This is a genomic window from Geobacter argillaceus, from assembly GCF_007830735.1.
In the GTDB taxonomy this organism is placed as follows: domain Bacteria; phylum Desulfobacterota; class Desulfuromonadia; order Geobacterales; family DSM-12255; genus Geomobilibacter; species Geomobilibacter argillaceus.
Genome location: NZ_VLLN01000028.1, coordinates 1 through 25,808, shown reverse-complemented (window position 1 = coordinate 25,808; position 25,808 = coordinate 1). Strand labels below are relative to the sequence as shown.

Sequence of the window (25,808 nt, the reverse complement as noted above, 5' to 3'; positions counted from 1 at the left end):
CGCATAACGCATGGAGTGTAGCATGGCATCTGCCGGTGTCAAGTGGCCAATGCGGCGGCAGTCGCCTTCCCGAGGGCAACGGTGCGGCGCAGCTTTATCGCGGTCAGAATCAGGTTGGAGATGATGGAGACAAAATAGATCTCGTCCTCGGAAAAGGTCTTTATGGACGTGCTATTGAGGTTGATGACCCCGTAGATATCGCTTTTGTCGGCAATGGGAAAAGAAAGCATGGCATTGTACTTCTCTTCCTGCAGCTCTTCGAAGTTTACGTACCGCGGATCCTTGGATGCCCTGTCCAGCGAGATGTACTGCCTGTCCCGCGCCACGCTGCCGGTGATTCCCTCACCGAGCCGAATCTTTATTTTACCCACAAAGGATGGATCGAAGCCGTGCGTGGCGGCCAGCACCAATTCGTCCCCCTCCATGAGGTACAGATTGCAGACACTGACTTTCAATTGGGCGGCCATTTTGCTGGCCATCTGCTGCAAGACCTGCGGAAGTTCGAAATCAGAGGAAACGAGCATGCTGATCTCTTCCAGGGAGATGATTTCCAGGTGTTCGCGGTTGGCCCGCTGCATGGTCAGGACCATTTTACCTTTTTCGTCCTCGAGGAACGGAGTGAAGCTTGCCTTCTGGAAAAAGGGATTGACCGTCTTGACCCGTTCCGTCATCGTCCTGAAGTCGGAAAAGCCGCAACTGCACGTCATCTTCACCCGGTAGTTATCGATCCGCACACTCTTCATTACCTTGCCGCATTTACGACACCGTGCAACCACTTGCATAGCGAAACTCCTCTTATGGGGCGTTTTGAGCCTTGGCCCTGAGCACCAGATGGGCGGGCTTTCCCGCCTCACCCAGCGACTGGATCGGCTTGCCGTTGAAATCTCCTTCAAAAGCGGCGCCGTTACCCACGTCCAGTATGAAACTGCGCTCGCCCTTCCACTCTATGACATCCCCGCTCTTGAGTTCGTACTGCTGGGACATGGCGTCATCGATGGTAATGGTGAGCCAGCTGTCCTGAACCACCTTGAGCCGGAGCACAACTCCTTCGCTTGGGGACTCCCCCCGGGGTTGCTGCCCTGCCACCGGTTGCGAACCGGCGGCCGGCGCAACCGGTTGCTCCTGGTGCCGGCGGGCACTGGTGACGGCAAGCTGTCGCGGCTGCGTCGCTGAGGGCGCCACCACTGCCGGGATGGGGTGATCAACCGTGGCAGTCGGTTGTACCACCGGTCCTGGCCGCCGGTCGCCGGTCACCAGGGCTATCAACACGATAAGGACCAACAGCAGGGCGGGAAGAAGCCAGTTCCGTGCCGTGTTCGCCCCTCCCGGCTGCCGGCGGGGAGGACGTTTCCCCTGATCGCTACGGTCGTTGTCTCCCGATTCCGGCAGAGGCGGGTCCAGGAGAGCGGCGATCTCGGCCTCTCCCAACCCGAGAAACTGGGCGTACTGACGAATGAAGCCACGGCTGTAGGCACCGCTCGGGAGCTTGTCCAGGCGGTCTTCCTCAATGGCCAGGAGATAGCCCTTGCCGATCCTGGTTACCCGGGCAACCTCTTCCAGGGCTATCCCGCGGGAAGTCCTGAGCTCCCGCAGCGTGGCTCCGACCCGGCCATTGGCATGGTATAGATCCGGCGACTCAGACACCGTCATCTCACTTCGTGAGGTCCAGATACTCACGGGACAACTGCCCGATCTCGGCATCGGGAGAAATCCGCACCACCTCCCGGAAGGAGGCGCGGGCGGCGCTGTTATCTTTTTGTTTCAGGTAGACCAGGGCAAGGTTGTAGTGGGCTGCGGCATAATCGGGGTAAAGTTCGATCGCCTTCCGGTATTCGGTAACGGCCAGGTCGAGCTTGTCGAGCGAAGAGTAGACCTTGCCGAGGTTCAGGCGGGCCCGGGGATCACGGGGATAGGTAGCGACGAGCGGCCGGAGAATGGCCAGCGCCTGCTGGAACTCTCCCTTGCCCGAATAGCTAATGGCCAGATTGATGGCCGCAGCGGCCTGGTCGAGATAGAAAATATCCTCGGTCACCAGCTTGAACTGGTAGATCGCCTCGTCCCAGCGCTTCGTCTCCAGGAATACGAGCCCCAGATTATTCCTGGCGTCGGTATACGTCGGCTTCAGCGCCAGGGCCCGGCGGAATTTCTGCTCGGCAATCTCGAACTTACCCTTGCGCAGATAGGTCAGCCCCAGGTAATTGAGGAGCTCCGGGTCATCCGGAGAAAGCGACTCGGCCTGGGTGAACTCGACGAGTGCCCCGGTGATATTGTTTTCGGCCAGATGGGACTGCCCCATCTGAAAATGGTAGGATGCCTGATTCCTGGCAGTCGCGGTCATACTGCAGGCGGTGAGCATCAGGGCAAGCGCTATGCTTGGAAACAGAAAACGGCACATATCCATTGGTTTCCCCGGTGCGCAGGCCACTGAACGCGCCGGCCGCGAGCCTCCCTATGAGCAAATTCACAGCATGCGTGCGGCACCCTAGCAGATTCGCCCGACAGTGTCAATCCGGTGGGACTTCCGGCACGTTAGCCGGCGGCAAGCCCCTCGAAATGGGTCATCCCCTTGAAGCTCCGATAACGGGCCTCGATTTCCGGGTATGCCAGCCGCTTCAAACGATTCAGGCTGAAGTCCTCCACCGTAAAGGAGGCCATGACACTGCCGCAGACAATGGCCTGGCGGATGCCCTCCTCGGAAAGGTTGCCGGTATTGGCCAGATACCCCATGAAGCCGCCGGCAAACGTATCTCCTGCTCCGGTCGGATCAAAGACCTCTTCCAGTGGGTAGGCCGGCGCGGCAAACACCGAAGAACCGGCAAACATCAGCACCCCGTACTCCCCCCGTTTGATGATCAGGTTCTTGCACCCGAGGGCGAGGATCGAGCGGGCCGCCTTCACCAGGTTGACCTCGCCCGAAAGCTGCCGCGCCTCTCCCTCGTTGATGATCAGAAAGTCGACCTTGGCCACCACCTCTTTGAGCGCCTCCGGCTTGGACGATATCCAGAAATTCATGGTGTCGCAGGCGACCACCTTCGGCTGCCGGACCTGACGCAGCACCTCCAGTTGGAGTTCCGGATCGATGTTGGCCAGGATCAGGTACTCGGCATCCCGATACGCCTCCGGCACCCGGGGACGAAACGAGGCAAAGACGTTCAGATGGGTTTCGAGTGTCTGGGCCTCGTTCAGGTCGAAGCCGTAGCGCCCCTTCCAGTGGAAGGTCTTCCCCTGGTCACGGACCAGCCCCTGCAGGTCGATGTTCCGGGAACGGAGAAACGCCACATGTTCCTCGGGGAAATCCTCGCCGACCACCCCCACCAGATTCACGTCGGTGAAAAAACTGGCCGAAGTGGCGAAATAGGTCGCTGACCCGCCCAGAACACTCTCCCCTTTGCCAAACGGGGTCTCAACCGAATCGATAGCCACGGAACCGACAACCAGTACTCCCATTCCAATCTCCTTGATCGTGCAGAATCGGCACTGGCCTTTACTGGGAAAGGTTTCAGCCCCGACACATGGTATACTGTGCCTTCCAGATCAGGTCAAGTGCTAACTACTGGTTCGTGAACTGGGCATACCCATGCTTGCCCTGACAGCCCGGAACGGGTATAGTCCTTCCATGCTGAGCTTTTCCATTACCGAATCCGATCACTGCCGCCAGCTTGAAAGCTGGCTGCACACCGTGCTCCCTACGGCTCCCGCCGCCTATCTCCGCAAACTTCAGACCCGCGGCCACCTGCTGGTAAACGACCAGCCAGCCACGGCAACAACCCTGCTGGTAAGCGGCGACCATATCGCGATGAAGGAAAGTGCCCGGACCAGGGAACTGCTGGCATCGACACGACCGCTTCTCGATATTCTCTACGAGGACGAACGGGTCATTGTCGCCAACAAACCGCCGGAATTGCCGGTTCACCGGACCGGCGAAGACGAACCGACCCTCCTGGCCGTTGCCGAACGGTTTCTGGAACTACGGGGTACCCCCTGCCGACTCCGGCCGGTGAACCGCCTGGACCGGGGAACGTCCGGTGCCATCATCCTGGCCAAAAGCTCCCTTGCTGCCGGCATGTTCGGCCGACTCGTAAAAGAGGTGGGGCTGGGCAAACTGTACCTGGCCATCGTCCCGGGCCAGCTGCCGGACGCGGGAATTATCACTTCCCCGCTGGCCGGCAAGGAAGCGGTGACCCATTTCCGTTGTCTGTTCCAGGGTGCAACCGAAGCGTTCCTGGCACTGGTCCCCCTGACCGGCAGGACACATCAGCTCCGCCGCCATCTCCAGCAGTTGGGGCACCCGATCATCGGTGACCGCCGCTACGGTGGACCGACGCTCCCAGATAATCAGGGACACCTCCTCCATGCCTTTCTCCTCACGCTCCGGCATCCGGAAAACGAAAGGGAGCTGGGCATTACTGCCCCGCTCCCCCCTGGCTTCCTTTCGACCCTGAAAACGCTCGCCGGTCCCTCCAGCGGCGAACTCCTCGCAGCGCTGCCGCACCTCAGCCTGGCAGATATTTCCCGATAAGCAGGTCCAGGTTCTGCCGCGTCTCGGCAGGAATCACCTTCGGGTCGCTGATAACCGCGTACCGCAGGGCCGAGGCACAGGGACAGCTCCGCTCGGCCGCGATATCGGCCACGGCATGGCGGATGATGTTCTTGGCCGTGGCAACGTTTTGTTTGATGATCTGGATCACCGCCTCGACAGACACGTCCTCATGGGCGTCATGCCAGCAGTCGTAATCGGTGGAGAGGGCGATGATGCCGTAGCAGATCTCCGCTTCCCGGGCCAGCTTGGCCTCGGTCAGGTTGGTCATGCCGATGACGGAGGCCCCGAGGCCGATGTACATGAACGACTCGGCCCGGGTGGAAAAGGCCGGTCCCTCCATGCAGACATAGGTACCGCCTTTGTGAACCGTTGCTCCGGCCCGCTGGGCTGCGTCGAACAGGACATTGGAAAGCTGGGCGCAGACCGGATCCGCTAAAGCCACGTGGGCCACGACCCCGTTCCCGAAAAAAGTATCGGCGCGGACCCCCTTGGTCCGGTCGATGAACTGGTCGGGAATTACGATATGACCCGGCACGATGGCCTCTTTAAGGCTCCCCACCGCGGACACTGAAATGATCCGCTCAACCCCCAGCTTCTTCATGCCGTAGATGTTGGCCCGGTAGTTCACCTCCGAAGGCAGCAGGCGATGCCCACGGCCATGCCGCGGCAGGAAGACCATCCGCACCCCGTTGAGAATGCCGGTAACGAACTCGTCCGACGGCTCGCCAAAGGGTGTCTCCACCCGCACCGTCGTAACCTCGGCCAATCCCTCCATCTCATACAGTCCGCTCCCGCCGATTACCCCTATTGCCTGTTCAGTCATGGTGCCTCCTTTCCGTTTTCACTTTTCACACTTCTTCGCTTCTCCAGCTTCCCTTTCAACTGTCCGCACGCCGCCGAGATATCCCCTCCCCGGCTGTCCCGGGTGATGACGGTTACATGCCTGTCGATCAGATACTTGTGGAACGCGTCGATGGCCGCGCGAGTCGGGGACTTGAAATCGCACCCTTCGTGCTCGTTGAACGGGATCAGGTTCACCTTGTTGGGGATATCGCTGATGAGCCGCAGAAGCCGCCTGGCGTCGTCCAGCGTGTCGTTGACCCCGCCGAGCATGACGTACTCAATGGTGATCTTGCGCCGCGACGGCAGCGGAAATGCCCGGCACGCCTTGAGCAGCTCGGCCAGGGGATACCTGCGGTTCACCGGCATGATCCGGTTGCGCAGTTCGTCGGTGGTGGCATTGAGGGAGACTGCCAGATTGACCGTGACCCGCCGACCCAGCTCAATCATCTCGGGTACCAAGCCGCTGGTGGAAACCGTCACCCGTCGGTTGGAGAACTGCAGACCGTTGCCATCCATCAGGATCTGGATCGCCCGGACCACGTTGTCCAGGTTATGGAGCGGTTCCCCCATCCCCATGAACACGATATTGCGGATATCGGCATCACGGCGCACCGCACAGACCTGGTTGACGATTTCCGCTGTCGTCAGGTTGCGGGTAAGATGAAAGGTGCCGGTGAGGCAGAACTCGCACGCCATGGCGCACCCGACCTGGGAGGAGATGCACAGGGTATTGCGCCCTTCGTCCGGGATCAGGACCGACTCGACCGCTTCTCCGTCAGCCAGGATGAAGAGGTATTTGCGGGTGCCGTCGTCCCCCACCTCCACCGTCTCCGGTGTCAGGCTGCTGACAAAGGCGGTCTCTTCCAGTTCCAGGCGCAGATCCTTGGAGAGGTTGGTCATTTCGGCAAAAGAACAGGTATCCCTCTGGTAGAGCCACTTGAAGATCTGGGTGGCACGGAAGCGCTCCTTCCCTTTGCCGGCAAGAAACCGTTCCAGCTCGGGAAGGGTAAAATTCTTAAGATCAGCGAGATTCGACATGGTCTCCTACGAAAAAAGCCCTTCCGGAGAAGGGCTCAATGGATACGGCGCTGCTGGTGCCAACTATACCAGCTCCAAGGCACTGAAGAAGTAAGGGATTTCAAAAGCGGCCGTCTCCGGGGCATCGGACCCGTGGGCCGAGTTCTCCTCGATGTTCTTGGCAAACTCCTTGCGAATGGTGCCGGGCTCGGCATTGGCCGGGTTGGTGGCTCCCATCAGGGTCCGCCAGTCGGCAATGGCGTTCTCTTTCTCCAGGGCCATGACGATCACCGGGCTTCTGGACATGAAGGCACACAGATCGTTAAAGAACGGACGCTCTTTGTGAACGTAATAAAAGCCTTCGGCCTGGGCCTTGGTCAGGTGGATCTTTTTCATCCCGACGATGCGAAATCCGGCATCCTCGATCTTGGTGAGAATCTTGCCGCTGAGGTTGCGTTCCACCGCATCGGGCTTGATTATGGCAAATGTTCTTTCCATTTATTCCTCCACGCAGTTACTAAAGGTAATTTAACCGAATATTGCCGTTTACCATGTGGCATTCGTTTCTGTCAAGTGGCTTCAAATATGCGCGAACAAAAAAATAGCCCACGGATTGCCGTGGGCTATTTTGCTCCCCGTGAGGGGAAAGTCCTTACTTCTTCTCAGCAGGGGCAGCCGGAGCAGCTTCCGGAGCCTTGGCAGAAGACATCGGCTTCTGAGCTTCAGGAGCCTTGGGAGCTTCAGCAGCCGGAGCCGGAGCCGGAGCTTCTTCTTTCTTCTTGCAACCGGCAGCAAAAGAAAGGGCCAGGGTCAGACACAGTGCCAGAGAGATCATCTTTTTCATCGTTACATTCTCCTCTTTTTTTTGGTTACCAAAAGTACGCATCGCGTATGGTAGCTCACACAACGAAGAGGAAATATACTAGCTTCCCCGGAAATGTCAATATTTTTTTAAAAAAAATATCCACAATTATTTCGAGAAGTTAAACAAACCACGCATACTGTATACGTAAATAATTATCATTAATGCAGTAGGCGTTCCATGGAAAATCGAGACGATTTTCAACAAGCCGCTTAACCACCCTTCACCAATCATCTGCAGCCAGCACAGTCAGAATAGGTGCCTCACTCTCTCCACTTGCCAAACTCCGGCAGAATGTATTAGAGTGCCAATCCATTGGCAACCCTTCATCAAAGGAGCAGTAAATGTCCGACAAACTTTCTCGCAAGGACCAGCAACTCCTCCTCGCCATCGCCCGCACGACAATCGATTCCTACGTCACCAACAAGACGGTTTCTGCACTTCCGGAAGCGTATCCAGCCCTTGATGAGCAACGGGGCTGTTTTGTTACCATCAAGAAGGACGGCGCCCTGCGCGGCTGCATAGGAACCTTTACCTCCGACAAACCTCTCAACCGGACGGTTCAGGAAATGGCCGTCTCCGCCGCAACCCGGGACCCGCGGTTTTATCCGATGAAACAGGCCGACCTGGCGGACTACCATCTGGAGATTTCGGTCCTCTCACCTCTCAAAAAGATCGATTCCATTGATGAAATCATTGTCGGAACCCACGGGCTGTACATGGAGAAAAATATCGCCAGGGGGGTGCTTCTTCCCCAGGTGGCAACCGAATTCGGCTGGGACCGGGAGACGTTTCTCCGGCAAACCTGCCTCAAGGCCGGACTCAGACCTGACGAATGGCAAGACGGCGTCACGATCTACATCTTCAGCGCAGACATTTGCAGCGACAACTGACAATCAACGGCTGGCTCGCCGTTACCATGCAGAAAAAGGAAAAAGGGGAGACGCCGAGGCATCTCCCCTTTTTCCAACAACAGGCCACTGACTAGGAAAGCTGGCGGCCGCCTTCGGCAGCCCACTTCTCAAGCATTGCCGTGGTGACCGACTTCGGACGCTCAAGAGCGTAGCCGAGACCACGGTCCCAGGTAATGTTAGCCATGCAGCCCAGGGCGCGGCCCACACCGAAGAGGACGGTGTAAAATTCGAACTCGGTCAGGCCATAGTACATCTGGATGACGCCGGACTGTGCATCAACGTTCGGCCAGGGGTTCTTGGTCTTGCCGTGCTCAGTCAATACGCCAGGGGCGACTTCAAAGATCATAGAGATAACCTTGAAGAGTGGATAGTCTTTGAGTCCCGGAGTGTTCAGGCAGAACTCGCGCTGTGAGGTGTAGCGCGGATCGGTCTTGCGTAGAACGGCGTGACCGTAACCCGGGATGACCTGACCGGCATTGAGAGTATCCCAGAGTGCAGCTTTGATCAGCTCTGCGGTAGGCTCTTTATCCTTGCAGTACTTCTCCTGGAACTTAAGGGTCCAGTCGAGAACTTCCTGATTGGCAAGACCGTGCAGAGGGCCGGCAAGACCGTTGAGGCCGGCAGAGTATGCATAGTAAGGATCGGAAAGGGCAGAGTGAACCAGGTGAGTCGTATGAGCGGAAACGTTACCCGACTCATGGTCGGAGTGGAGGATGAAGTACATACGGGCAACATCCTTGTACTCCTCTTTCTGACCTATCATATGGGCAAAGTTTGCACCCATATCAAGCGTCGGATCGATGGCAATCTGCTTGTCGCCACGATACTTGAGGTTGTAAATAAATGCGGCAATGATGGGGATACGGGCAACGACATCGCACGCATCTTCATAAACATATTCCCAGGCAATGTTCTTGTTGAATTTGCCTGAATTGTAGAAACCGGCAAACTTGGAGTCTTTCTGCATTGTCAGGATGCCGACGGAGAGCATTACCATCGGATGGCTGTCACGCGGCAGGGCGCGGATTACATCAAACACGTACTGAGGAACGTTCTGGCGGGTCTTCCACTCGGCAACTACTTCGTCAACCTGAGCCTGTGTCGGCACGTCACCGGTAAGGAGCATGTACCAGAAAGACTCGACTGTCGGGTAGTTGGAGCCAGCTGCCTTGGGGAGCGCCGCAAAGGTCTCGGGAATTGTCTTGCCACGGAAGCGGATTCCTTCCTGAGGATCGAGGTAGGAGATGTCGGTTACGAGGCTGCGGATGTCACGGGCGCCACCGATGCACTGGTCGATGGTGACCTGGTCGATGATGACCTTGCCGAATTCCTTGGTGAGCCGGGTGGTACGGGGGCGGAACTCCTCAATCTTCTGCTTAAGCGTTTCCTTAAGTGCCATGGTGCGTGCTCTCCTTTCATGGATGATGGTGGGTGCCGTGCTGAGACTTCTCCAGACTAACCGAAACGAGTGAACTCCCTCCTTTCTGTTTTCATGAATGCTACCGTAAAGCTGTATGCACTGCGACCAGATAAAACGGTCATTAAGGACGAGCAGGACGCTCTTAGGGGGAGGTGCGTTATCTCTTACGGATACTGTATACAAAATTTTGCTCACATATAGCATCGTACCAAATTAAGATCAACAAAAATTTATTATTCAGCAATTCAGAGCACCACCAACTCGGCGGGCGAGTGGGTGAGCTGCCTGAGCAGGCCGTCGTCGGCCAGATAAAAGGTGTCTTCGATCCCCACCGCCCCTTCGCCGGGGAAGACCACCTTCGGCTCAAAGGCAAAGACCATCCCCGGTTCAAAGAACTGGTCGCCGATCCCCCGGGCGATGAACGGGTATTCGTCGATTTCAATGCCAACGCCGTGCCCGATAAAGGAAACCTGACTCCCCATCAACCCCATGAAGGACTCACCATGCCCCATACTGACGGCCATGGCACGACATTCGTCATACACCTCTCCCCAGGATGGCCGGGCCGGCACCAGTTCCTTCATCCGCTCCTGGATCTTCACCATATCGTCGTAGGCCTTCCGCAGCTTCGCGGACAGCCCCCCGATGGAGAAAATGCGGGTCTGGTCGACAAAATACCCATCGCAGCACCCGGAGATATCCACGACAATCGGTTCGTGCCGTTCTATTGGCTTGAAACTCGCCCCCAGGCCAAAGGATGGTCCCACACCAAGCCCCCCCAGTGGAGTGTCGGTGTAGGCTGGAACGGCACTGTCCGCGCCGGAACAGGTGAGGCCGAAGACCAGCCCGCCATTGAAGGCTCGCATCCGCACCAGTCCCTGATGCCCTTCCCGTCGGGATACGTATTCCAGCTCGGCCGTCAGCTCAAGATCGGTCATCCCCTCACGGGCAACTTCGGAGACCCGCTGATAGACCTTGTGCACCTGATCGGCGGCATCCTTGAGGAGATGGATCTCATAGGCGCTCTTGATCATCCGCACCAGGCGGATCAGCGGGGTCGCATCGCTGAACGCGGCCTCGGGAAACACAGTGCGATACCGATCATAAAAGGTAACCGGCAACACATCCATCTCCAGGCCGATCCGCTTCGGCACCGGATAGCCATACTCGGTCAGAATGCGGGGGATGTCCTTCATGGAACCAAACGGGAGCACCTCCCGGAGTCCCGACTCCATCCGTGCCCGCAAGGCATCGCGACGCACCATATAGAGTGGCTGGCCATGGGCCGGCACATACAGGTTCCCGGTCTGGGTGGTACCGGTGAAATAAAAAAGATCGGCATTCTGAACGATAATGACCGCATCGAGCCCGACACCGGCCATCCGTTCCTGCAACCGCTGGCATCGGAATTCCAGTTCAGTGACCGGCGTTACCCGCATCTCTTTGCTCCTTCGCGACTTTTTCCAAATGCCTGCGCCTACGACCACCGAGAAACGACTCTTCAATGACGATGGCTACGAACAGGACGAGAAACAGTGCCCAAATAATCGCTATAGCCTTTACCATGCCTGCATCTCCGGTTCGGTTACCTGCGCGGCATGAGCCGGCACGCGAACTGTATACACAACTCTTTGCCCCCTGTCCAGAGCAAACCTGCATTCAACGGTATTTCAACAAAACCACTCTGCTGACAGTCGTGATTTTAGCTTTTTTTTGACCGGAAAAACGGGTAGGGTTGCCCTCGGAGGACTCGACATGAGTGGTCGTATTTTTGAGCCGTCGACCATCGGCGGTTTCACCATTGTTCCCGAAGGGGCACCGGCGCCGGACAATGGTATCCCGCTTTTTTTGGGGAAAAGGGGGGCCTTCGGCTCGGGCGAGCACGAGACGACCGCCTCCTGCCTGGAGGTAATGAGAAGCCTTCCCGGAGTTGCCGGCGCCCGGGTCCTCGATCTGGGAAGCGGCACCGGCATCCTGGCCATTGCCTCAGCCAAGCTGCAGGCCGCTTCGGTTGTCGCGATCGACCTTGACTGGCGGGCAGCAACGTCCTGTCACGACAACGTCCGGATCAACCGGGAAGAACGCAGGGTGCTCACCGTCTGCGGCGAGCTTGCCTGCCTGGCCAATCACCAGTTCGATCTGATCCTGGCCAACATCTATGCCGACATCCTCCTGGCGGTTGCCGACCAGTTGGTCAGCCTCACCCGCCCAGGAGGGAGCATTCTTCTCTCCGGCATCCCCCTCCAGGACAAGTACGACATCTGGCGCCGCTATGACAACCAGGGGTGTGAACTGGTGAACAGCAGGATCATGGAAGAGTACGTCACCTATCTCTGGCGGAAGAGATGACACGTAAAACGCCCGTCATTAGTTGCTGACGGGCGTTTTGAGACTTTCTCGCGACGTTTCCGGGTCAGACGGAAGCAGACGCCTCATCCTCCAGATGCAACTCCTTGATCGCCATCTCCCGTAACTTGAATTTCTGGATCTTGCCGCTGGCGGTCATCGGGTAGCCGTCGACAAACTTCACGTACTTGGGGATCTTGTAGTTGGCAATCTTTCCCCGGCAGAACTCCGTGACCTCATCCTCGGTCATCTCCACCCCCTTCTTGAGGATGATGGCTGCCATGACCTGCTCCCCGTACTTCCGGTCCGGGACCCCGTAGACCTGGATGTCGGAGACCTTCGGGTGGGTGTACAGAAATTCCTCGATCTCCTTGGGGTAGATATTCTCGCCGCCGCGGATGATCATCTGCTTGATCCGGCCGGTGATCTTGCAGTAACCGTTCTCGTCCATGATCGCCAGGTCCCCGGTGTGGAGCCAGCCGTCGCTGTCGATCACCTTGGCGGTCTCCTCCGGCATCTTGTAGTACCCCTTCATCACCATGTAGCCGCGGGCACAGAGCTCTCCCTGCTTGCCTGGCGGCAGGGCGGCGCCGGTCTCGATATCGATGATCTTCACCTCGGCGCCGGGAAGCGCCCGGCCCACGGTCGCCACCCGCAGCTCGATGGAGTCCGCGGTCCGGGTCTGGGTGATGCCGGGTGAGGACTCTGTCTGGCCATAAACGCTGGTAATCTCGGTGACGTGCATATCTTTCACGACGCGCTTCATCACCTCGATCGGACAGACGGAACCTGCCATGATGCCGGTCCGTAAGGAGGTAAGGTCGAACCTGCCGAACTCCGGGTGTTCCAACTCGGCAATGAACATGGTCGGAACCCCGTGGACCGCGGTGCAGCGCTCCTTCTCGACGGTCCGGAGCACCTTCAGCGGATCGAAGATCTCCACCGGCACCATGGCGGAGCCGTGGGTCACGCAGGCCATGACGCCGAGCACACAGCCGAAGCAGTGGAAGAACGGCACCGGGATGCAGAGGCGGTCGTTCTCGGTGAACTTCATGCACTCACCGATGTGGAAGCCGTTGTTGACGAGGTTATAGTGGGTCAGCATCACCCCCTTGGGGAACCCGGTGGTGCCGGAGGTATACTGCATGTTGATCACGTCGTGCCGATCCAGCGTGGCCTCGACCGCTGCCAGTTCGGCATCGGGGACGTCTTTGCCCAGTTCGAGGAGTAGGTCGAAGTTGACCATCCCGGAGGGCGTCTGCTCGCCGATAAACACGACATTCTTCAAAAACGGCAATGTTGCGCTCGCCACCTTGCCCGGCTCGCTCTGCCGAAGCTCCGGCACCACCTCGTAGAGCGTCTCGACATAATCGGTATCCTTGAACGTCTTGACCAGAAAGAGGGTCGACGTATCCGACTGGTTGAGGATATATTCCAGCTCTGCCGACTTGTAGCTCGTATTCACGGTGACAAGAATCGCGCCGATCTTGGCCGTGGCAAACTGGAGCATGGCCCATTCCGGAACATTGTAGGCCCAGATGGATACGTTGTCCCCCTTCTTTACCCCCAGACGCAGCAGACCCTTGGCAACCTGACGACAACGCTGATTGAACTCGGCATAGGAATAGCGAATATCCCGTTCGGGATACACGAGGGCATCATGACCGGGATACGCGGCCGCAATGTGATCCAGCAGCCCGCCAACGGTAAATTCAAGCTGTTGTGCCATAGAGTGCTCCTTCAGGGAAAGGTGATTGCGGGACACCCACCGCTCTGCCTCAGCTACTTCTGGTCAATGGCGGTCAACTGCCACTCGCTTGCCCCGATTACCCGGGCAAAGGTCCAATATTCCTCGAACTTCACCGGCTCTACGTTGCTCCCGCCGACGACCGTACCCGTCTCATCGGTGGTGTAATCGAGCAGGTTGGCATAAATGAGCGCGGTAACGAAGTCCCACCCCTGCTCCTGCCACGCCTCGGTGATCTCCACGTTTCTGACCGCGATGTTCTCCAGCCGGTTGATCCGCTTTTCCCGCAGGAGCCGATCCACATCGTCCTGCATGATGCGTCGCATCTCCGGAGTGAGGAGGGTGGCAACCGGGGTCAGGTCCCGATGCATCCAGGCCCCCTGGATCCGGAAGAAACTATCCATCACCTGATCATTGAACCGGGCCTCGTCAAACGAGGCATCCATCTGCCGGATATGGGAAATCCCCCGGGCCAGGTCGTCACCGGCCGTTGCCTGCAGTTGGGGCGGTTCCTGGTACTGGTGCAGAGTCGGCTGTTCATAACTGCTTTGCTGGAAGTCTCCCCGGTAGATTGTTGCCTCCTGGCGGCGGGCCTTGACGAAGCGGTAGATGAGATAGCCGATCCCTGCCAGAAGGACGATTTCGAACAGGCCAATGCCGCTGCCACCGACACCGCCGCCCCATCCGCCGCCGAAACCCATGCCGCGGAACAGCATCCCCCCTAACATACCACCCAACATCCCGCCCATGACGCCGCCGGCCATGTTACGGAAGAAACCGCCGCTGGCCGGTTGGGGCTGCTGGTAGGGCGTGGCAGGTCTCTGGGGTGTCGGCTGCGCGGAAGGAGCTGGCTGAGAATAGGGACTCGACGGGCGCGAATAGCTTCTCGATCCACGGCTCCCCATCGATCGGCCGCCGCCGAAACGGGCCTCTGCATACCCTTGCCCCACACTCACTCCCACCAGCAGAGTCAGTGCCGCTATTGACAACAATCGGATCATGATTCGTTTCATATATCTTCCTCGTTTCTGCCGGTACAGGAGCAGTTTTTGCCCAGTCCGGCAACCATGGATGACCTGCGTGACAATAGTCGCAATAATGTAATCACGATCAGGTTAAAGTCAAGGAACAAATACCACTGATCATTCAAGATGATCGGAACTCCACGGCAGCTATTGACATCCATCTTCAATTATCTATATAATTTTTTCAGAGGTTAGATACGGGTTGAAAGGAGGTGTCGGTATATGAAGAAACTGACGGCTCTGAAGTCGGCCAGAACCGAGGTGCCGGTCCGCCATACCGGCAAGCCGTCCACCAGTGCACCGACCATTGTAGAAGGGGGAAATCTGCCGGCCATCGAACGGAACATCCTGTCGACGCTGACTGAAATGGAACGGTGGATGGAAGAGTCTTTTGCAAGGCCATTCTCCGGCTTTCGACTGATGCCGTTCCGGCACATGTTCCAGGACCTGGGGATGAAGGGTGATATTTCCCCATCGGTCGATGTCTTTGAAGAAGGCAACGAGGTAGTGGTAAAGGCTGAACTTCCCGGAATGAAGCGTGACGAGGTGGATGTCCGACTCAGCAACAACATGCTCACCATTTCCGGGGAAAAGAGATCCGAAGGGTCCGTGGAGCGCAAGGACTTTATCAGACTGGAGCGTGCCTACGGTTCTTTCAGCCGCACCGTACGACTTCCCGAAGGGGTCAAGGCAGAGGGTGTCAAGGCCCATTTCGTGGACGGAGTACTGGAAGTCAGGATCCCGCGAGAAGAAAACAAATCCCAAGTACGGCATATTGACATCGAATGAATTGATCGCAACAGTGGGTTCAAGGTGGCAGGCAGGGGGAATCACAGGTTCCCCCTGCCTGCGTCTCGATGGCAGAGGGGTACGCCTTGACAGAAAGGGCATGACTCTGTATAAGTTTTCGGTGTGTTAGCATCCGGGAGCCCTTAATGTTCATATTTGCCAATTTTCTCGTCGCTGTTGCCAGACTCGCCGACATCCTCCTCACTATTTACATGTATCTGATCATCGGCAGGGCCATTATCTCCTGGGTGAATCCCGATCCCTACAACCCCATCGTCAGCTTCCTCACCAGGGTAACGGAACCGGTTCTCGACCGGGTTCGCAGCAAACTCCCGAATCTGGGCGGCCTGGACCTGTCCCCGATGGTGGTGATCCTGATCATCATCTTCCTGCAGAAGTTTGCCGTCGACTCGCTCTATGATGTTGGCTACCGGATGAAGATGGGCGGAGGATTCCATTGAAAATCACCCCGCTCGACATTCAGCAGCAACAGTTCAAAGGAAAGATGCTCGGAGGTCTCGACCCGGAAGACGTTGACGCCTTTCTCCAGACGATTGCCCAGCAGATGGAAAATCTCATCAGGGAAAACAGCGAACTCAAGGAGCAACAACGGCGGGCCACGCAAGAGCTGGAGGAAATGGCCCGGCAAGAGGGGCAACTGCGGGAAACGATGCTGGCCGCCCAGAAGATTACTGAGGAGATGAAGAACAATGCCCAGAAAGAAGCCACACTTATCATCTCTGAGGCGGAGCTTAAGGCTGAACGGATAGTTGCCGACGCCGAGAAAAACCTCTCCCAGTTGAACGGCCAGATCCAGGAACTCAAACGTCAGAAATTCCAGTTCGAGACGTCGCTGAGATCGCTGCTGGACAATCACGGCAAAATGCTTTCGTTCAATGATGAATAGGAGCGACGGCAGCACCATTCCCATCCGGGAAGACGGGAATGGCATCACCTTTCCGGTCCATGTCCAGCCCAGGGCCAGCAAGAACGAATTGTGCGGGGTGGTCAATGACGCCATCCGGCTTCGCCTCACCTCCCCCCCGGTAGAGGATGCCGCCAACAAACTCTGTATAACCTTTCTCGCCGGGCTGCTGGGGGTGGCGAAATCCAGTATCAGCATCGTTGCCGGCGCCCATTCACGCCACAAGACCGTTCGTGCCCGCGGCGTCACAACCCGGGAACTCCTGGAACTTTTGGAACGCAGTGCGTGATATTCGTCCATTCACGGCTACCCGAATCCCTGTCAAGGAGCAGCATACCGATGAAGGCTAAAGACATCATGGTCACCACGGTGCCGGTCATCTCCCGGAAAGCCACCGTCAGAGAAGCATACCTGATTCTCAGGAAGAATCTGGCCAAGGAAGAAAACCTGAACACGGCACCAGGACTGATTGTGGTGGATGAAAAGGGCAACCTGGCAGGCATTCTTTCCCCTCTCACCATCATCAAGGTCCTGCTGGCTTGCGCCCGCACAACCAGGTGCATAGAGGCAGAGGCTCCCTCAACCGTCGACACGGAGCTCTGCAAACAGGTTCGTGAAAAGCTGGTGGAAGAGATCATGGACTGGCAGGCAATTTCCGTGACCGAAGATGCCGATCTGCTGGACGTCGCCGAACTGTTCGTCAAGCACCGCTTTCAGCGGATTCCGGTCGTCAAGAACAATGGGGTCGTTGGCGTCATCTACCGATCACGGGTGCTGTTTGCCCTGGCAACCTGCCTCGACAGCTGAAAACTCGCCCCCATGGCCAACCGATGAGTTTCTCTACCGAAACTTGTTACCACTCTTGACAAATGAATGCCTCCGTCACTATATTAATGAATAGAAAAACGTTGTTGAGGAGGTTGGTTAACCATGCCCATCTATGAATACCAGTGTCAATCATGCGAACACCACTTTGAGCTTCGCCAGAAATTTTCAGATCCGCCCGCAAACCGGTGTCCCGAATGCGGCGGGGAAGTCCAGAAACTGATCTCATCAACGGCCTTCAGCCTGAAGGGTGGCGGCTGGTATGCCGAAGGATACGGCAACGGGAACAAGAAAAGCGAAGCCCCGACCTGCCCGTCCGGCGGCAGCTGCGCCGGTTGTCCATCCGCAGCCTGACATACCTGCCAATAGCGCTCCCAATCCCCCGCAAGGGGGATTTTTTTGTCTGCAGCCACGGGGAAAGCCCTTTACAAACCATGGGGCGTTTCCTATTATGCACCCTTATTCAAAAGGCAAGGAGAGACGCATGGCGACCATAATAGACGGCAAGGCCATCGCTGCCAGGATCAGACAGGAAATTTCCCGGGATGTTACCACCTTGAAGGCGAATGGGATCACTCCCGGACTGGCGGTAGTGCTCGTTGGAGAAGACCCTGCCAGCAAGGTCTACGTCAGCATGAAGGAAAAGGCCTGCGCCGACGTGGGGATATTCTCGGACGAACATAAACTCCCCGCGAACACGACCGAGGCAGACCTCCTTGCCCTCATCGACCGACTGAATAACGATCCCCGCATTCATGGCATTCTGGTCCAGCTCCCCCTTCCCAAACAGATCAACGCGGAAAAGGTGCTGGAAGCCATTTCCCCGAACAAGGATGCCGACGGATTTCACCCCTATAACGTCGGGCGGTTGATGATCGGCAAGCCGACGTTCCAACCCTGTACCCCTTACGGCGTAATGGTCATGCTGAAGGAAACGGGCATCGACCTCGCCGGCAAGGAAGTGGTCGTGGTCGGCCGCTCCAACATCGTCGGCAAGCCGGTTGCCCTCATGTGTCTGCAACAAAATGCCACCGTCACCATCTGCCACTCAAGGACCAAGGATCTCGCTGCCAAGGTCGGCCAGGCCGATGTGGTAATTGCGGCCGTTGGTCAGCCGGAGATGATCAAGGGGAGCTGGATAAAGGAAGGGGCCGTGGTTATCGACGTGGGGGTAAACCGGGTCGGTGAAAAAAAGCTGGTAGGCGACGTGGAATATGGCGCTGCAGCCGAACGTGCCAGCGCCATCACGCCGGTCCCGGGCGGGGTCGGCCCCATGACCATTACCATGCTCCTCTACAACACCGTCGAATCGGCGAAAAAACGGTGACTCGTAACTCGTGACTGGAAAGCCCTTTCGGATTGACCAGTCACCAGTCGCCAGTTACGAGTCACCAGTCACGGATTCAACATGATCGTCAGCAGGCAAAAGCCTTTCGATGAACTCCTTGCACAACTGGACGGGAGCCAGAGGATATTTCTGGTTGGCTGTGCCAAGTGTGCCACGGTCTGCAAGTCCGGCGGCGAGGAAGAAATCTGGAAGATGCAGGAGTCGCTTGCCGCTGTTGGCAAGGAGGTGACCGGCTCACTGATCATTGACGAGGCGTGCCACATGCTCCGGGCCCAGCGCGACCTGCGGGGCAAGAAGGATATGGTGGAAGATGCCGATGCGTTTCTCGTCCTAGCCTGTGGCGCCGGCGTCCAGTCCGTATCGTCCAGTTTGGACAAAAAAACCGTTGCCGGCCTGGACACCCTTTTTCTCGGCAACATCCTGCGTTTCGGGCAGTTCGAGCAGCGCTGCTCCCTCTGCGGGACCTGTCTCCTGACCCGGACGGGCGGCATCTGCCCGGTCACCGCCTGCCCCAAAGGGCTCCTCAATGGCCCGTGCGGAGGAATGGACCAGGGGCATTGCGAAACCTCTCCGGAAAAGGAATGCGCCTGGGTGCAGATCTTCCAGCGCCTGCAGCGGCAAGGGGCTGAAGCGGCCCTGCAGAACAGCGTCGCCCCCAAAGATTACTCCTCCTGCCGCTCACCCCGCTCATTGAAACTGGACCGCTGACCCATGGGAAACCGCTTTCGGGAAAAACTCACTACCGGACAACTCGTCGTAACCACCGAAGTCTGCCCTCCCAAGGGGTGTGACTGCGGCCAGTTCCTGGCAACGGCGCGCACGCTGGCACCCCTGGTTGACGCCATCAACGTTACCGACAACCAGGGGGCGAACATGCGCATCTCCCCCCTGGCAGCGGCCGCACTACTTGTCAGGGAAGGGATCGAGCCCATCTACCAGATCACCTGCCGGGACAGGAACCGTCTGGCGCTGCAGAGCGACCTGCTCGGCGCGGCAGCCCTGGGGATCACCAACATCCTGGCACTGACCGGCGATCACATCTCATTCGGTGACCACCCGGAAGGGAAGCCGGTCTTTGACCTCGATTCGGTCCAACTCCTGGACACCATTGCAAGGCTCAACAACGGCCAGGACCTCTCGGGCAGGGCGCTTGACAGCACCCCGGCATTTTTCCCCGGAGCCGCCGCAGCCCCGGAGGCGGAACCGTTCGAGCCGACCCGCTACAAACTTGCCAAGAAGGTCGCCAGCGGCGCTGCCTTCTTGCAGACACAGGCAATCTTTGATCTGTCAAAATTCGCGCGGTTCCGCGAACTGGTCCAACCTTTGGGGGTCAAGGTCATTGCCGGCATCATTGTTCTCAAATCCGCAGGCATGGCCAGATACATCAACCGGAACATCCCCGGGCTCACCGTTCCCGATGAACTGGTTGCCGAGCTGGAAGGGTCGGCTGACCAGCTTGGCACTGGCGTGGCCATCGCCACACGCCTGGCCCGGGGACTGACCCCGCTCTGCGACGGCATTCATCTCATGGCAATGGGCCGGGAAGATGTCATCCCGCAGATTGTGAATGATCTCGAAATCAACTGATTCAGCTGGAGGAACACCCCATGCAAGTTAAAAAAGCCGTATTCCCGGTTGCGGGCCTTGGCACCAGGTTCCTCCCGGCAACCAAGGCATCACCAAAAGAGATGCTCCCCCTCATCGACAAGCCGCTGGTGCAGTATGTCGTGGAAGAGGCCGTTGCTGCCGGCATCGAGCAGATTCTCTTCGTCACCGGCCGGGGCAAGCGTGCCCTGGAAGACCATTTCGACATCGCCTTCGAACTTGAGGCGCTCCTCTACGACAAGGGGAAAGACGCCGAACTGTCACAGATACGAGAGATCGCCGAAATGGTGGACATCTTCTACGTCCGCCAGAAACAGGCACTCGGACTCGGTCACGCCATCCTCTGCGCCCGGGACTTCATTGGCAACGAGCCTTTTGCCGTTCTCCTGGGAGACGATATCATCGACGGCGGCCGGCCCTGCCTGGGCCAGCTCCTCGATGTCTACCGGAAATACCGCGGCACCGTCCTGGCCCTGGAACAGGTGCCGATGGAGAACATCTCCTCTTACGGTTGCGTACAGGCCACTCCCATCTCCGATCGCATCTTCGAGGTCACCGACCTGGTGGAAAAACCGCTGCCTGAAGACGCCCCATCCGACCTGGCCATCATCGGCCGCTACATCCTCACCCCGGAGATCTTTCCAATTCTGCAAAAACAGACACCCGGCAAAGGAGGGGAGATTCAGCTGACCGACGCCATCCGCACCCTGTCCCGCGACGAAGCGATCTATGGCTGCCGTTTCGAAGGGACCCGCCATGATTGCGGGGACAAGCTCGGTTTCCTGAAGGCGACGGTGGACCTGGCGCTCAAACGGGAGGAGTTCCATGGAGAGTTCGAAAAATATCTGCGGGAGAGGCTCGGCTGCTGTTGATCAATGCAGGGAGCGGGTCCCCCCCCTGACGATGCCGTAACGGAAAAAGGCGATCAGATTGAAGCTGTCCTTGTCGTATCCCCGTGGGAAACGGCCAACCGGCCCGATCTGGCCGAGGGTCCGCAGCACCTCTTCGTCCAGTATCCTGCTGCCCGAGCTCTGGAGAATTTCCTTCTGGATAATCTCGCCATTGCGATTGAAGGTAATCCGCACCGGCGTCACCCCCTCGATACCCAACTTAGCAGCCTCTGAAGGATAGCGCCACACCCCATAGACCGCTGTTTCGAATCGCCGCAGAAACGATCCGAACAGGATGTCGTCGGTATTGAGAAAGCGGGTGGCGCCTTCCGCCACGTCGGGCGCATATTGGCGCCGGTATTCCTCCTCCAGCCTGGCCATGGCAGTGGCACTCGGCACGAGTTTCGGCTGTTGTTCCCCGCCGCGTCTCGCTTTGGGCCTGAACAGTTCTTCCTTTGGCGACGGTTCTGCTGGTGCCTCGCCCCGTTCCGTCGGCCGCTGCGGCATGAGCTGCTCCCGCGTTGGTGGCCGATAGGCCGGCACGGTCGGTTGTGCAGGGGCGATCACACGGTCTCGCTCGGCCATACCACGTGGAGCGGTCTCCCGTGGCACCCGGCGTCGTTCTTCGGCCTGGTGGCGGACGGGAGGTCCCGGTGCGGGCTTTTTCGCCTTGAGCTCGGGAAGATCCTGGAGATCCACCATCAACGGTTCCGACAGCTCACTCTTTTTTTCAACGGGCAAAGAAAGAAGCAGTAAAAAAACGCCCAGATGGAGCAGGAGGGAACAGGCGAGGAGAACCAGAAAGGATTTTTCGATATACCGTTCGTTCATGGCGGGCGCGGCTCATGTCCGGTCTTCTGCCCGGATATTCAGTGAGGCACATCTCCTTTCTTTTCGATTCGTACCGTTACAATGGCATTTTTCTTCACCTCTTCGCAGGTCAGCAAATACCCGTTCCAGAGCACCTGCTCCCCCCGCTCGGGAAAGCGCCCCAACTCGTCAAGAATGAGTCCGGCAACGGTATCATACGGGACGGAGTCCGGGAGTGTCACGTGCAGCAGGTCCTTCAGATCGTTTACCGAGATCAGGGCATCCACCCGGAGACTGCCATCGGACAGGGTTTCCACGCGGCGCGGCTCCCCGATATCATGCTCGTCCTCAATTTCTCCAACCAGTTCTTCCAGCAGATCCTCGGTGGTCACCAGGCCGCTTATGCCACCATACTCGTCCACCACCAGTGCCATATGAATCCTTTGGCGCTGCATTTCCTTGAGCAGGTCATTGACCTTTTTCCCTTCTGGCACATAAAACGGGGGACGAATGATGCTTTCCAACGGGAACGCGGGGTCAGTCACCATCTTACCGAGAAAATCCTTGCCATGGATGAAGCCTTCCACACTCTCGATGCTCTCCCTGTAAACCGGATAACGGGAATACTGGTTTTCCACTATGAAGCGCAGCATCTCGTCGCGACCGAAATCGAGATCAAGGGCAGCCATGCGGGTCCTGGGGACCATCACCTCGCGGACACTGGTGTGGGTAAAATCAAAAATGTTCTGGATAAACTCGTTTTCAGCTGCGGTAAAGATGCCCGACTCATGCCCCTCAGAGACCATGAGCTGGACTTCCTCGCGGGTAATGAAAGGACGGTTGTCTCCCCGTATCCCCATAATCCACAAAATACCCTTGCTGGAAATCGATAGGAACGAAACGAACAGTGACGCAATCCGGCCCAAAAACACCAGCGGCCTGATTATCTGCAGAGCCAGGGTGTCGGCGTACATAAGGCCGATGCTTTTCGGTACGAGCTCGCCAAGCACCAACGAGACGTACGATATGATCGTAACCATGATCCCGATGGAGATCGCTTGCGCTCCGTTATGCAGGAACTCAACAGGCGAACGTTGCAGAAATGGTTTTATATGCTCAATGGCGATAATTCCCCCCATGGCTGATGCGAGGGAGCCCACCAGTGTCACGCCGACCTGAACTACAGCGAGAAGGCGATGGGGATCGCTTTGAAGTTCTTCAACCAGTTTGGCTCGTTCATTACCCACGGAAACAAGTTGAGCTATTCTGCTCTTACGGATGGAGATAATCGCAAATTCGGAACAGGCGAAGAATCCGTTAAGGATAATCAGAAAGACAATGACTAAAATTTGCAGAAATATAGTATCCACTATCCTTCTCTGATAACTACGGGCAGACAGATGGGATTAATATTGACTGACCTTACAGATGGTCCTGCAGCAGCAATCACATCTCCCCTCTGCCTGCGGAAACCAATTCGTTAAAATACTGTACGTTTTCACAAAACATACTGCCTGCTTCAAAGGAAATGACCTGTTCAGCAACAAGCTTCGCCAAGCTGGAATCAATCGACTGAAACTCTTCCGACGACTCTTTGAATAGAGAGCGGAACTGATGGACCTTTCCTTCACGAATCATATCTTTTATCCGGGGAGAATTGACAAGTTTTTCATATGCAAGCGTCCGGCCTGTTCCATCTTTTTTCTGAATCAGGCGTTGATTGAGTATCAGCAGGAAATTCTCAGCCAACTGAACCCTGATCTGCTGTTGCTGCTCGACAGGAAATATATCAACAATGCGCTCAAGAGCTGTGGTTGCAAAGTTGGCGTTCAGAGTGGATATTACCAGGTGTCCGGTTTCTGCGGCATGAAGTGCTCTGGCAATGGTCTCGGGGTCCCGCAACTCCCCGATCACAATGACGTCCGGTGCCTGCCGGAAAATACTATGGAGCCCTTGATGAAATGATGGGGTATCCCTGCCGACCTCCCGTTGATTCACGTTGCTCAATTTATGTGTGTGGTGAAACTCGATCGGGTCCTCAACGGTGATGATATTACATTTTCTGTGCGCATTGATTGCATCGATCAGGGCTGCAAGCGTTGTACTCTTCCCGTGGCCGGCAGGTCCCGTGATCAGGATCAGCCCCTGATTCCTGAGGGCATAGTCGGCAAGCCCATCGGCAAGCCCCAGGCGCTCCAGTGTCGGTATCTCCTCAAGCATACCGCGCACGACAATTGAGTAAGAATCCCGTTGCTTGAAAATATTGATCCTGAAACGGCCGAGCCCGGGGATTGTCTTTCCCAGATCGATATCGCCATCTGCCGCCAACAGTTCTTTGAGCGGTGCGGTCAGGAGTTCATCAACAAAAACGGCCGTGTCGTGCGGCGTAAGACGTTGATAGGCAAGGCGGCAAATTTCATTATTTTTCTTAAAGCATGGGGGGACGCCTGCGATAAGAAGCAAATCCGAAGCATGCTCCTGAACCAGCATCTCCAGATATCTCATCAGGCTTGACCGTCCCTCATCCGTCTCCGCTGGTGTTCCCCGCCCAAGTATCTCCATCCCGGATACCGGATGATCGAGCACGCCGCCTTTCCCTTCGATATATTGCAGAAGCTTTTCCATCTGTGCATACGGAACGACAATGGGCTGGATGGTCTTGCCGAGAGCGAATTCGAGGTCTTCCAGTGCGGCAGGATCATTCGGCTCGACCATGGCCATGAAAATATTCTTCGTGCCGATAGCGATTGGAATTACCTTGTGTTTAATGACCTGCTCATAGGGAATCATCTTCAACACATGGGGTTGTATGGTCAATTTTTCCAGATTGGCCGTGGGCAACCCGAACTTCTTCTCAAGGATGGCAAGCAGTTCTTCTGTGCTCACATACCCCAATTCCAGGAGAATTGAGCCTAGTCTTCCGCCTGTCTGATCCAAATGCTTCAACGCAATACCAAGTTGATCCTTGGTAATATATTCGTATTCCAGAAAGAGATCCCCAATCCGTGGAATTCGCGACGTCTCATGTTTCTTCTTTGGCATAACCCACCCTGCATTAGCATTAATTTTCATCATTTGTGCCAGAGAAATGTCTGCAATGCAAGGGGGAAGCAAAAAAGGGCACGAAAAAGGGAGCCTGGTGACGAGAAAGGTCACGGGCACCATGGAGAGATGCCAGTTATCGTCAGGAGAGAGTTAGACAGGCGGGAAGAAGTGAAACCTACTTTCCCAGCAGCACCTTCAACTGTTCAGGCAGGAACGGTTTGTTAATGGCGCCCTTGAATCCGAACGCTTCAGGGTTTTCAACAACAGCGTCGTACGGGTTACCACACGAGACATAGGCCACAATATCCGGATCTATTTGAATGAGCCTGGGCAGTGCCTCCCTGCCACCCATTCCGCCGGGAACATTAAGATCGAGGATTGCTGCTTTGTAACGAACCCCTGCAGAGAAGGACTTTTGACATTTTTCAATGGCCTCTTCCCCCGAAGAGGCAAACTCTATGGCAAAACCCAGTTTATTGAGAAGTATTCCCGCAATGAACCGTACATCTTCGTCATCATCCATAACCATGACTATAGGTTGATTCGTTTGAACACTCATTATTTCTTCTCGTCTGGCCACGTAAGGGGGGTGGGAATCAGCCGGGATACTGCCAGGCATGCTGTGCCCCCATAATTCACGTTCCTTACTTATATCCAATCAGCGGCCATGCAGCAAGCCACATTCGCATATTTCCTCTGTCCCCCATATACCGATAACTGAGCGCAGCTCCCCGCCATACGTGCCAGCTTGTTTGGCAAAAAAAAAGCCACCAGACCTTTCGGACTGGCGGCTTTGTGAAAAATTCCCGGCGGCGACCTACTCTCCCACACAGCTACCCGTGCAGTACCATCGGCCC

Annotated in this window: 30 protein-coding genes; 13 read left to right on the top strand and 17 right to left on the bottom strand. The window is 56.9% G+C overall.

All coding sequences use genetic code 11. The annotated features are described in order from the left end of the window. Nucleotides 1-38 precede the first annotated feature (38 nt). The 4 genes from JN12_RS17195 to JN12_RS17180 form a co-directional block, all read right to left on the bottom strand. Nucleotides 39-782, bottom strand: a complete 744-nt coding sequence (locus JN12_RS17195; RefSeq protein ID WP_145025026.1) for a GAF domain-containing protein — start codon at nucleotides 780-782, stop codon at nucleotides 39-41. A 13-nt stretch (nucleotides 783-795) separates the two neighbouring features. Then, nucleotides 796-1,650, bottom strand: a complete 855-nt coding sequence (locus JN12_RS17190; RefSeq protein ID WP_145025024.1) for a helix-turn-helix domain-containing protein — start codon at nucleotides 1,648-1,650, stop codon at nucleotides 796-798. A 1-nt stretch (nucleotide 1,651) separates the two neighbouring features. After that, nucleotides 1,652-2,395, bottom strand: coding sequence for a tetratricopeptide repeat protein (locus JN12_RS17185; RefSeq protein ID WP_170242017.1), 744 nt, complete (start codon nucleotides 2,393-2,395; stop codon nucleotides 1,652-1,654). 134 nt (nucleotides 2,396-2,529) lie between these two features. After that, entirely contained in the window at nucleotides 2,530-3,447 is a 918-nt protein-coding gene (locus tag JN12_RS17180; RefSeq protein ID WP_145025022.1) for a PfkB family carbohydrate kinase, read from the bottom strand. A 130-nt stretch (nucleotides 3,448-3,577) separates the two neighbouring features. On the opposite strand from JN12_RS17180, the gene JN12_RS17175 reads away from it, so the two are divergent. Then, nucleotides 3,578-4,519 (top strand): RluA family pseudouridine synthase, encoded by a 942-nt coding sequence (locus tag JN12_RS17175; RefSeq protein ID WP_246125906.1) that lies wholly within the window; start codon nucleotides 3,578-3,580, stop codon nucleotides 4,517-4,519. Here the strand turns inward: JN12_RS17175 and mtnP are convergent. The 4 genes from mtnP to JN12_RS17155 form a co-directional block, all read right to left on the bottom strand. Next, nucleotides 4,494-5,363 (bottom strand): S-methyl-5'-thioadenosine phosphorylase, encoded by an 870-nt coding sequence (gene mtnP / locus JN12_RS17170; RefSeq protein WP_145025020.1) that lies wholly within the window; start codon nucleotides 5,361-5,363, stop codon nucleotides 4,494-4,496. The genes JN12_RS17175 and mtnP overlap by 26 nt on opposite strands. After that, a complete protein-coding gene (rlmN, locus tag JN12_RS17165; protein WP_145025018.1) occupies nucleotides 5,360-6,421 on the bottom strand; it encodes a 23S rRNA (adenine(2503)-C(2))-methyltransferase RlmN in 1,062 nt (353 codons plus the stop codon). The genes mtnP and rlmN overlap by 4 nt, the downstream gene beginning before the upstream one ends. 63 nt (nucleotides 6,422-6,484) lie before the next feature. Beyond that, the gene (ndk, locus tag JN12_RS17160; protein WP_145025015.1) at nucleotides 6,485-6,898 is read right to left on the bottom strand and encodes a nucleoside-diphosphate kinase; all 414 of its coding nucleotides are present in this window, start codon (nucleotides 6,896-6,898) and stop codon (nucleotides 6,485-6,487) included. A gap of 154 nt (nucleotides 6,899-7,052) precedes the next feature. After that, nucleotides 7,053-7,244, bottom strand: a complete 192-nt coding sequence (locus tag JN12_RS17155) for a hypothetical protein (protein WP_145025013.1) — start codon at nucleotides 7,242-7,244, stop codon at nucleotides 7,053-7,055. 362 nt (nucleotides 7,245-7,606) lie between these two features. Here JN12_RS17155 and amrA point away from each other — a divergent pair, with 362 nt between their 5' ends. Continuing rightward, entirely contained in the window at nucleotides 7,607-8,155 is a 549-nt protein-coding gene (amrA, locus tag JN12_RS17150) for an AmmeMemoRadiSam system protein A (RefSeq protein ID WP_145025011.1), read from the top strand. A 91-nt stretch (nucleotides 8,156-8,246) separates the two neighbouring features. On the opposite strand, the gene JN12_RS17145 is transcribed toward amrA, so the two are convergent. From JN12_RS17145 to JN12_RS20565, 3 genes are all read right to left on the bottom strand, one after another. Continuing rightward, nucleotides 8,247-9,575 carry a citrate (Si)-synthase gene (locus JN12_RS17145; RefSeq protein WP_145025009.1) on the bottom strand — a complete coding sequence of 443 codons (1,329 nt, stop codon included), beginning with the start codon at nucleotides 9,573-9,575 and terminating at the stop codon, nucleotides 8,247-8,249. A 266-nt stretch (nucleotides 9,576-9,841) separates the two neighbouring features. Beyond that, the gene (locus tag JN12_RS17140) at nucleotides 9,842-11,035 is read right to left on the bottom strand and encodes a M24 family metallopeptidase (protein ID WP_145025007.1); all 1,194 of its coding nucleotides are present in this window, start codon (nucleotides 11,033-11,035) and stop codon (nucleotides 9,842-9,844) included. Beyond that, nucleotides 11,013-11,162, bottom strand: a complete 150-nt coding sequence (locus JN12_RS20565; protein ID WP_170242014.1) for a hypothetical protein — start codon at nucleotides 11,160-11,162, stop codon at nucleotides 11,013-11,015. Before JN12_RS20565 ends, JN12_RS17140 begins: the two co-directional genes overlap by 23 nt. Before the next feature lie 189 nt (nucleotides 11,163-11,351). Between JN12_RS20565 and JN12_RS17135 the strand changes: the two genes are divergently transcribed. Then, a complete protein-coding gene (locus tag JN12_RS17135; RefSeq protein ID WP_145025005.1) occupies nucleotides 11,352-11,945 on the top strand; it encodes a 50S ribosomal protein L11 methyltransferase in 594 nt (197 codons plus the stop codon). Nucleotides 11,946-12,009: 64 nt separating this feature from the next. Here JN12_RS17135 and JN12_RS17130 read toward each other — a convergent pair whose 3' ends face one another. Together JN12_RS17130 and JN12_RS17125 are read right to left on the bottom strand one after the other, a co-directional pair. Next, on the bottom strand, nucleotides 12,010-13,671 hold the full coding sequence (locus JN12_RS17130) for an AMP-binding protein (RefSeq protein ID WP_145025003.1): 1,662 nt from the start codon (nucleotides 13,669-13,671) through the stop codon (nucleotides 12,010-12,012). Nucleotides 13,672-13,724: 53 nt separating this feature from the next. Beyond that, nucleotides 13,725-14,702 (bottom strand): Tim44 domain-containing protein, encoded by a 978-nt coding sequence (locus JN12_RS17125; RefSeq protein WP_145025001.1) that lies wholly within the window; start codon nucleotides 14,700-14,702, stop codon nucleotides 13,725-13,727. A gap of 234 nt (nucleotides 14,703-14,936) precedes the next feature. Here JN12_RS17125 and JN12_RS17120 point away from each other — a divergent pair, with 234 nt between their 5' ends. From JN12_RS17120 to galU, 10 genes are all read left to right on the top strand, one after another. Then, on the top strand, nucleotides 14,937-15,503 hold the full coding sequence (locus JN12_RS17120) for an Hsp20/alpha crystallin family protein (RefSeq protein ID WP_145024999.1): 567 nt from the start codon (nucleotides 14,937-14,939) through the stop codon (nucleotides 15,501-15,503). Nucleotides 15,504-15,649: 146 nt separating this feature from the next. Next, a complete protein-coding gene (locus JN12_RS17115) occupies nucleotides 15,650-15,964 on the top strand; it encodes a YggT family protein (protein ID WP_145024997.1) in 315 nt (104 codons plus the stop codon). Beyond that, the gene (locus JN12_RS17110; protein ID WP_145024995.1) at nucleotides 15,961-16,410 is read left to right on the top strand and encodes a DivIVA domain-containing protein; all 450 of its coding nucleotides are present in this window, start codon (nucleotides 15,961-15,963) and stop codon (nucleotides 16,408-16,410) included. Before JN12_RS17115 ends, JN12_RS17110 begins: the two co-directional genes overlap by 4 nt. Next, on the top strand, nucleotides 16,400-16,717 hold the full coding sequence (locus JN12_RS17105) for a DUF167 domain-containing protein (protein ID WP_145024993.1): 318 nt from the start codon (nucleotides 16,400-16,402) through the stop codon (nucleotides 16,715-16,717). The genes JN12_RS17110 and JN12_RS17105 overlap by 11 nt, the downstream gene beginning before the upstream one ends. A 50-nt stretch (nucleotides 16,718-16,767) precedes the next feature. After that, nucleotides 16,768-17,235: a CBS domain-containing protein gene (locus JN12_RS17100; protein ID WP_145024991.1), complete on the top strand. Its 468-nt coding sequence runs from the start codon at nucleotides 16,768-16,770 to the stop codon at nucleotides 17,233-17,235. A 123-nt stretch (nucleotides 17,236-17,358) separates the two neighbouring features. Next, nucleotides 17,359-17,607 carry an FmdB family zinc ribbon protein gene (locus tag JN12_RS17095; protein WP_145024989.1) on the top strand — a complete coding sequence of 83 codons (249 nt, stop codon included), beginning with the start codon at nucleotides 17,359-17,361 and terminating at the stop codon, nucleotides 17,605-17,607. Nucleotides 17,608-17,737: 130 nt separating this feature from the next. Next, the gene (gene folD, locus JN12_RS17090; RefSeq protein WP_145024987.1) at nucleotides 17,738-18,580 is read left to right on the top strand and encodes a bifunctional methylenetetrahydrofolate dehydrogenase/methenyltetrahydrofolate cyclohydrolase FolD; all 843 of its coding nucleotides are present in this window, start codon (nucleotides 17,738-17,740) and stop codon (nucleotides 18,578-18,580) included. 81 nt (nucleotides 18,581-18,661) lie between these two features. Then, nucleotides 18,662-19,309: a methylenetetrahydrofolate reductase C-terminal domain-containing protein gene (locus JN12_RS17085; protein WP_145024985.1), complete on the top strand. Its 648-nt coding sequence runs from the start codon at nucleotides 18,662-18,664 to the stop codon at nucleotides 19,307-19,309. Nucleotides 19,310-19,312: 3 nt separating this feature from the next. Further along, nucleotides 19,313-20,188: a methylenetetrahydrofolate reductase gene (locus JN12_RS17080; protein ID WP_145024983.1), complete on the top strand. Its 876-nt coding sequence runs from the start codon at nucleotides 19,313-19,315 to the stop codon at nucleotides 20,186-20,188. 20 nt (nucleotides 20,189-20,208) lie between these two features. Then, nucleotides 20,209-21,078, top strand: a complete 870-nt coding sequence (gene galU, locus JN12_RS17075) for a UTP--glucose-1-phosphate uridylyltransferase GalU (RefSeq protein WP_145024981.1) — start codon at nucleotides 20,209-20,211, stop codon at nucleotides 21,076-21,078. On the opposite strand, the gene JN12_RS17070 is transcribed toward galU, so the two are convergent. The 4 genes from JN12_RS17070 to JN12_RS17055 all read right to left on the bottom strand — a co-directional run bounded on the left by JN12_RS17070 (nucleotide 21,079) and on the right by JN12_RS17055 (nucleotide 25,510). After that, on the bottom strand, nucleotides 21,079-21,927 hold the full coding sequence (locus tag JN12_RS17070) for an energy transducer TonB (RefSeq protein WP_145024979.1): 849 nt from the start codon (nucleotides 21,925-21,927) through the stop codon (nucleotides 21,079-21,081). It lies immediately after the preceding gene. A gap of 38 nt (nucleotides 21,928-21,965) precedes the next feature. After that, nucleotides 21,966-23,276 (bottom strand): hemolysin family protein, encoded by a 1,311-nt coding sequence (locus tag JN12_RS17065; RefSeq protein ID WP_145024977.1) that lies wholly within the window; start codon nucleotides 23,274-23,276, stop codon nucleotides 21,966-21,968. A gap of 76 nt (nucleotides 23,277-23,352) precedes the next feature. Beyond that, a complete protein-coding gene (locus tag JN12_RS17060; protein WP_170242012.1) occupies nucleotides 23,353-24,948 on the bottom strand; it encodes a PilT/PilU family type 4a pilus ATPase in 1,596 nt (531 codons plus the stop codon). A gap of 178 nt (nucleotides 24,949-25,126) precedes the next feature. Beyond that, complete coding sequence (locus tag JN12_RS17055) at nucleotides 25,127-25,510, bottom strand: response regulator (RefSeq protein ID WP_145025065.1); 384 nt, start codon at nucleotides 25,508-25,510, stop codon at nucleotides 25,127-25,129. Nucleotides 25,511-25,808 lie beyond the last annotated feature (298 nt).

Coding starts and splice junctions, on each gene's coding strand:
- amrA (WP_145025011.1), top strand. CDS start 7,607: ATGTCCGACAAACTTTCTCGCAAGGACCAGCAACTCCTCCTCGCCATC.
- mtnP (WP_145025020.1), bottom strand. CDS start 5,363: ATGACTGAACAGGCAATAGGGGTAATCGGCGGGAGCGGACTGTATGAG.
- JN12_RS17070 (WP_145024979.1), bottom strand. CDS start 21,927: ATGAACGAACGGTATATCGAAAAATCCTTTCTGGTTCTCCTCGCCTGT.
- JN12_RS17135 (WP_145025005.1), top strand. CDS start 11,352: ATGAGTGGTCGTATTTTTGAGCCGTCGACCATCGGCGGTTTCACCATT.
- JN12_RS17190 (WP_145025024.1), bottom strand. CDS start 1,650: ATGACGGTGTCTGAGTCGCCGGATCTATACCATGCCAATGGCCGGGTC.
- JN12_RS17185 (WP_170242017.1), bottom strand. CDS start 2,395: ATGTGCCGTTTTCTGTTTCCAAGCATAGCGCTTGCCCTGATGCTCACC.
- JN12_RS17125 (WP_145025001.1), bottom strand. CDS start 14,702: ATGAAACGAATCATGATCCGATTGTTGTCAATAGCGGCACTGACTCTG.
- ndk (WP_145025015.1), bottom strand. CDS start 6,898: ATGGAAAGAACATTTGCCATAATCAAGCCCGATGCGGTGGAACGCAAC.
- folD (WP_145024987.1), top strand. CDS start 17,738: ATGGCGACCATAATAGACGGCAAGGCCATCGCTGCCAGGATCAGACAG.
- JN12_RS20565 (WP_170242014.1), bottom strand. CDS start 11,162: ATGGTAAAGGCTATAGCGATTATTTGGGCACTGTTTCTCGTCCTGTTC.
- JN12_RS17095 (WP_145024989.1), top strand. CDS start 17,359: ATGCCCATCTATGAATACCAGTGTCAATCATGCGAACACCACTTTGAG.
- JN12_RS17105 (WP_145024993.1), top strand. CDS start 16,400: ATGATGAATAGGAGCGACGGCAGCACCATTCCCATCCGGGAAGACGGG.
- JN12_RS17085 (WP_145024985.1), top strand. CDS start 18,662: ATGATCGTCAGCAGGCAAAAGCCTTTCGATGAACTCCTTGCACAACTG.
- JN12_RS17175 (WP_246125906.1), top strand. CDS start 3,578: ATGCTTGCCCTGACAGCCCGGAACGGGTATAGTCCTTCCATGCTGAGC.
- galU (WP_145024981.1), top strand. CDS start 20,209: ATGCAAGTTAAAAAAGCCGTATTCCCGGTTGCGGGCCTTGGCACCAGG.
- JN12_RS17100 (WP_145024991.1), top strand. CDS start 16,768: ATGAAGGCTAAAGACATCATGGTCACCACGGTGCCGGTCATCTCCCGG.
- JN12_RS17180 (WP_145025022.1), bottom strand. CDS start 3,447: ATGGGAGTACTGGTTGTCGGTTCCGTGGCTATCGATTCGGTTGAGACC.
- JN12_RS17060 (WP_170242012.1), bottom strand. CDS start 24,948: ATGCCAAAGAAGAAACATGAGACGTCGCGAATTCCACGGATTGGGGAT.
- JN12_RS17155 (WP_145025013.1), bottom strand. CDS start 7,244: ATGAAAAAGATGATCTCTCTGGCACTGTGTCTGACCCTGGCCCTTTCT.
- JN12_RS17130 (WP_145025003.1), bottom strand. CDS start 13,671: ATGGCACAACAGCTTGAATTTACCGTTGGCGGGCTGCTGGATCACATT.
- JN12_RS17195 (WP_145025026.1), bottom strand. CDS start 782: ATGCAAGTGGTTGCACGGTGTCGTAAATGCGGCAAGGTAATGAAGAGT.
- JN12_RS17145 (WP_145025009.1), bottom strand. CDS start 9,575: ATGGCACTTAAGGAAACGCTTAAGCAGAAGATTGAGGAGTTCCGCCCC.
- rlmN (WP_145025018.1), bottom strand. CDS start 6,421: ATGTCGAATCTCGCTGATCTTAAGAATTTTACCCTTCCCGAGCTGGAA.
- JN12_RS17140 (WP_145025007.1), bottom strand. CDS start 11,035: ATGCGGGTAACGCCGGTCACTGAACTGGAATTCCGATGCCAGCGGTTG.
- JN12_RS17055 (WP_145025065.1), bottom strand. CDS start 25,510: ATGAGTGTTCAAACGAATCAACCTATAGTCATGGTTATGGATGATGAC.
- JN12_RS17080 (WP_145024983.1), top strand. CDS start 19,313: ATGGGAAACCGCTTTCGGGAAAAACTCACTACCGGACAACTCGTCGTA.
- JN12_RS17115 (WP_145024997.1), top strand. CDS start 15,650: ATGTTCATATTTGCCAATTTTCTCGTCGCTGTTGCCAGACTCGCCGAC.
- JN12_RS17120 (WP_145024999.1), top strand. CDS start 14,937: ATGAAGAAACTGACGGCTCTGAAGTCGGCCAGAACCGAGGTGCCGGTC.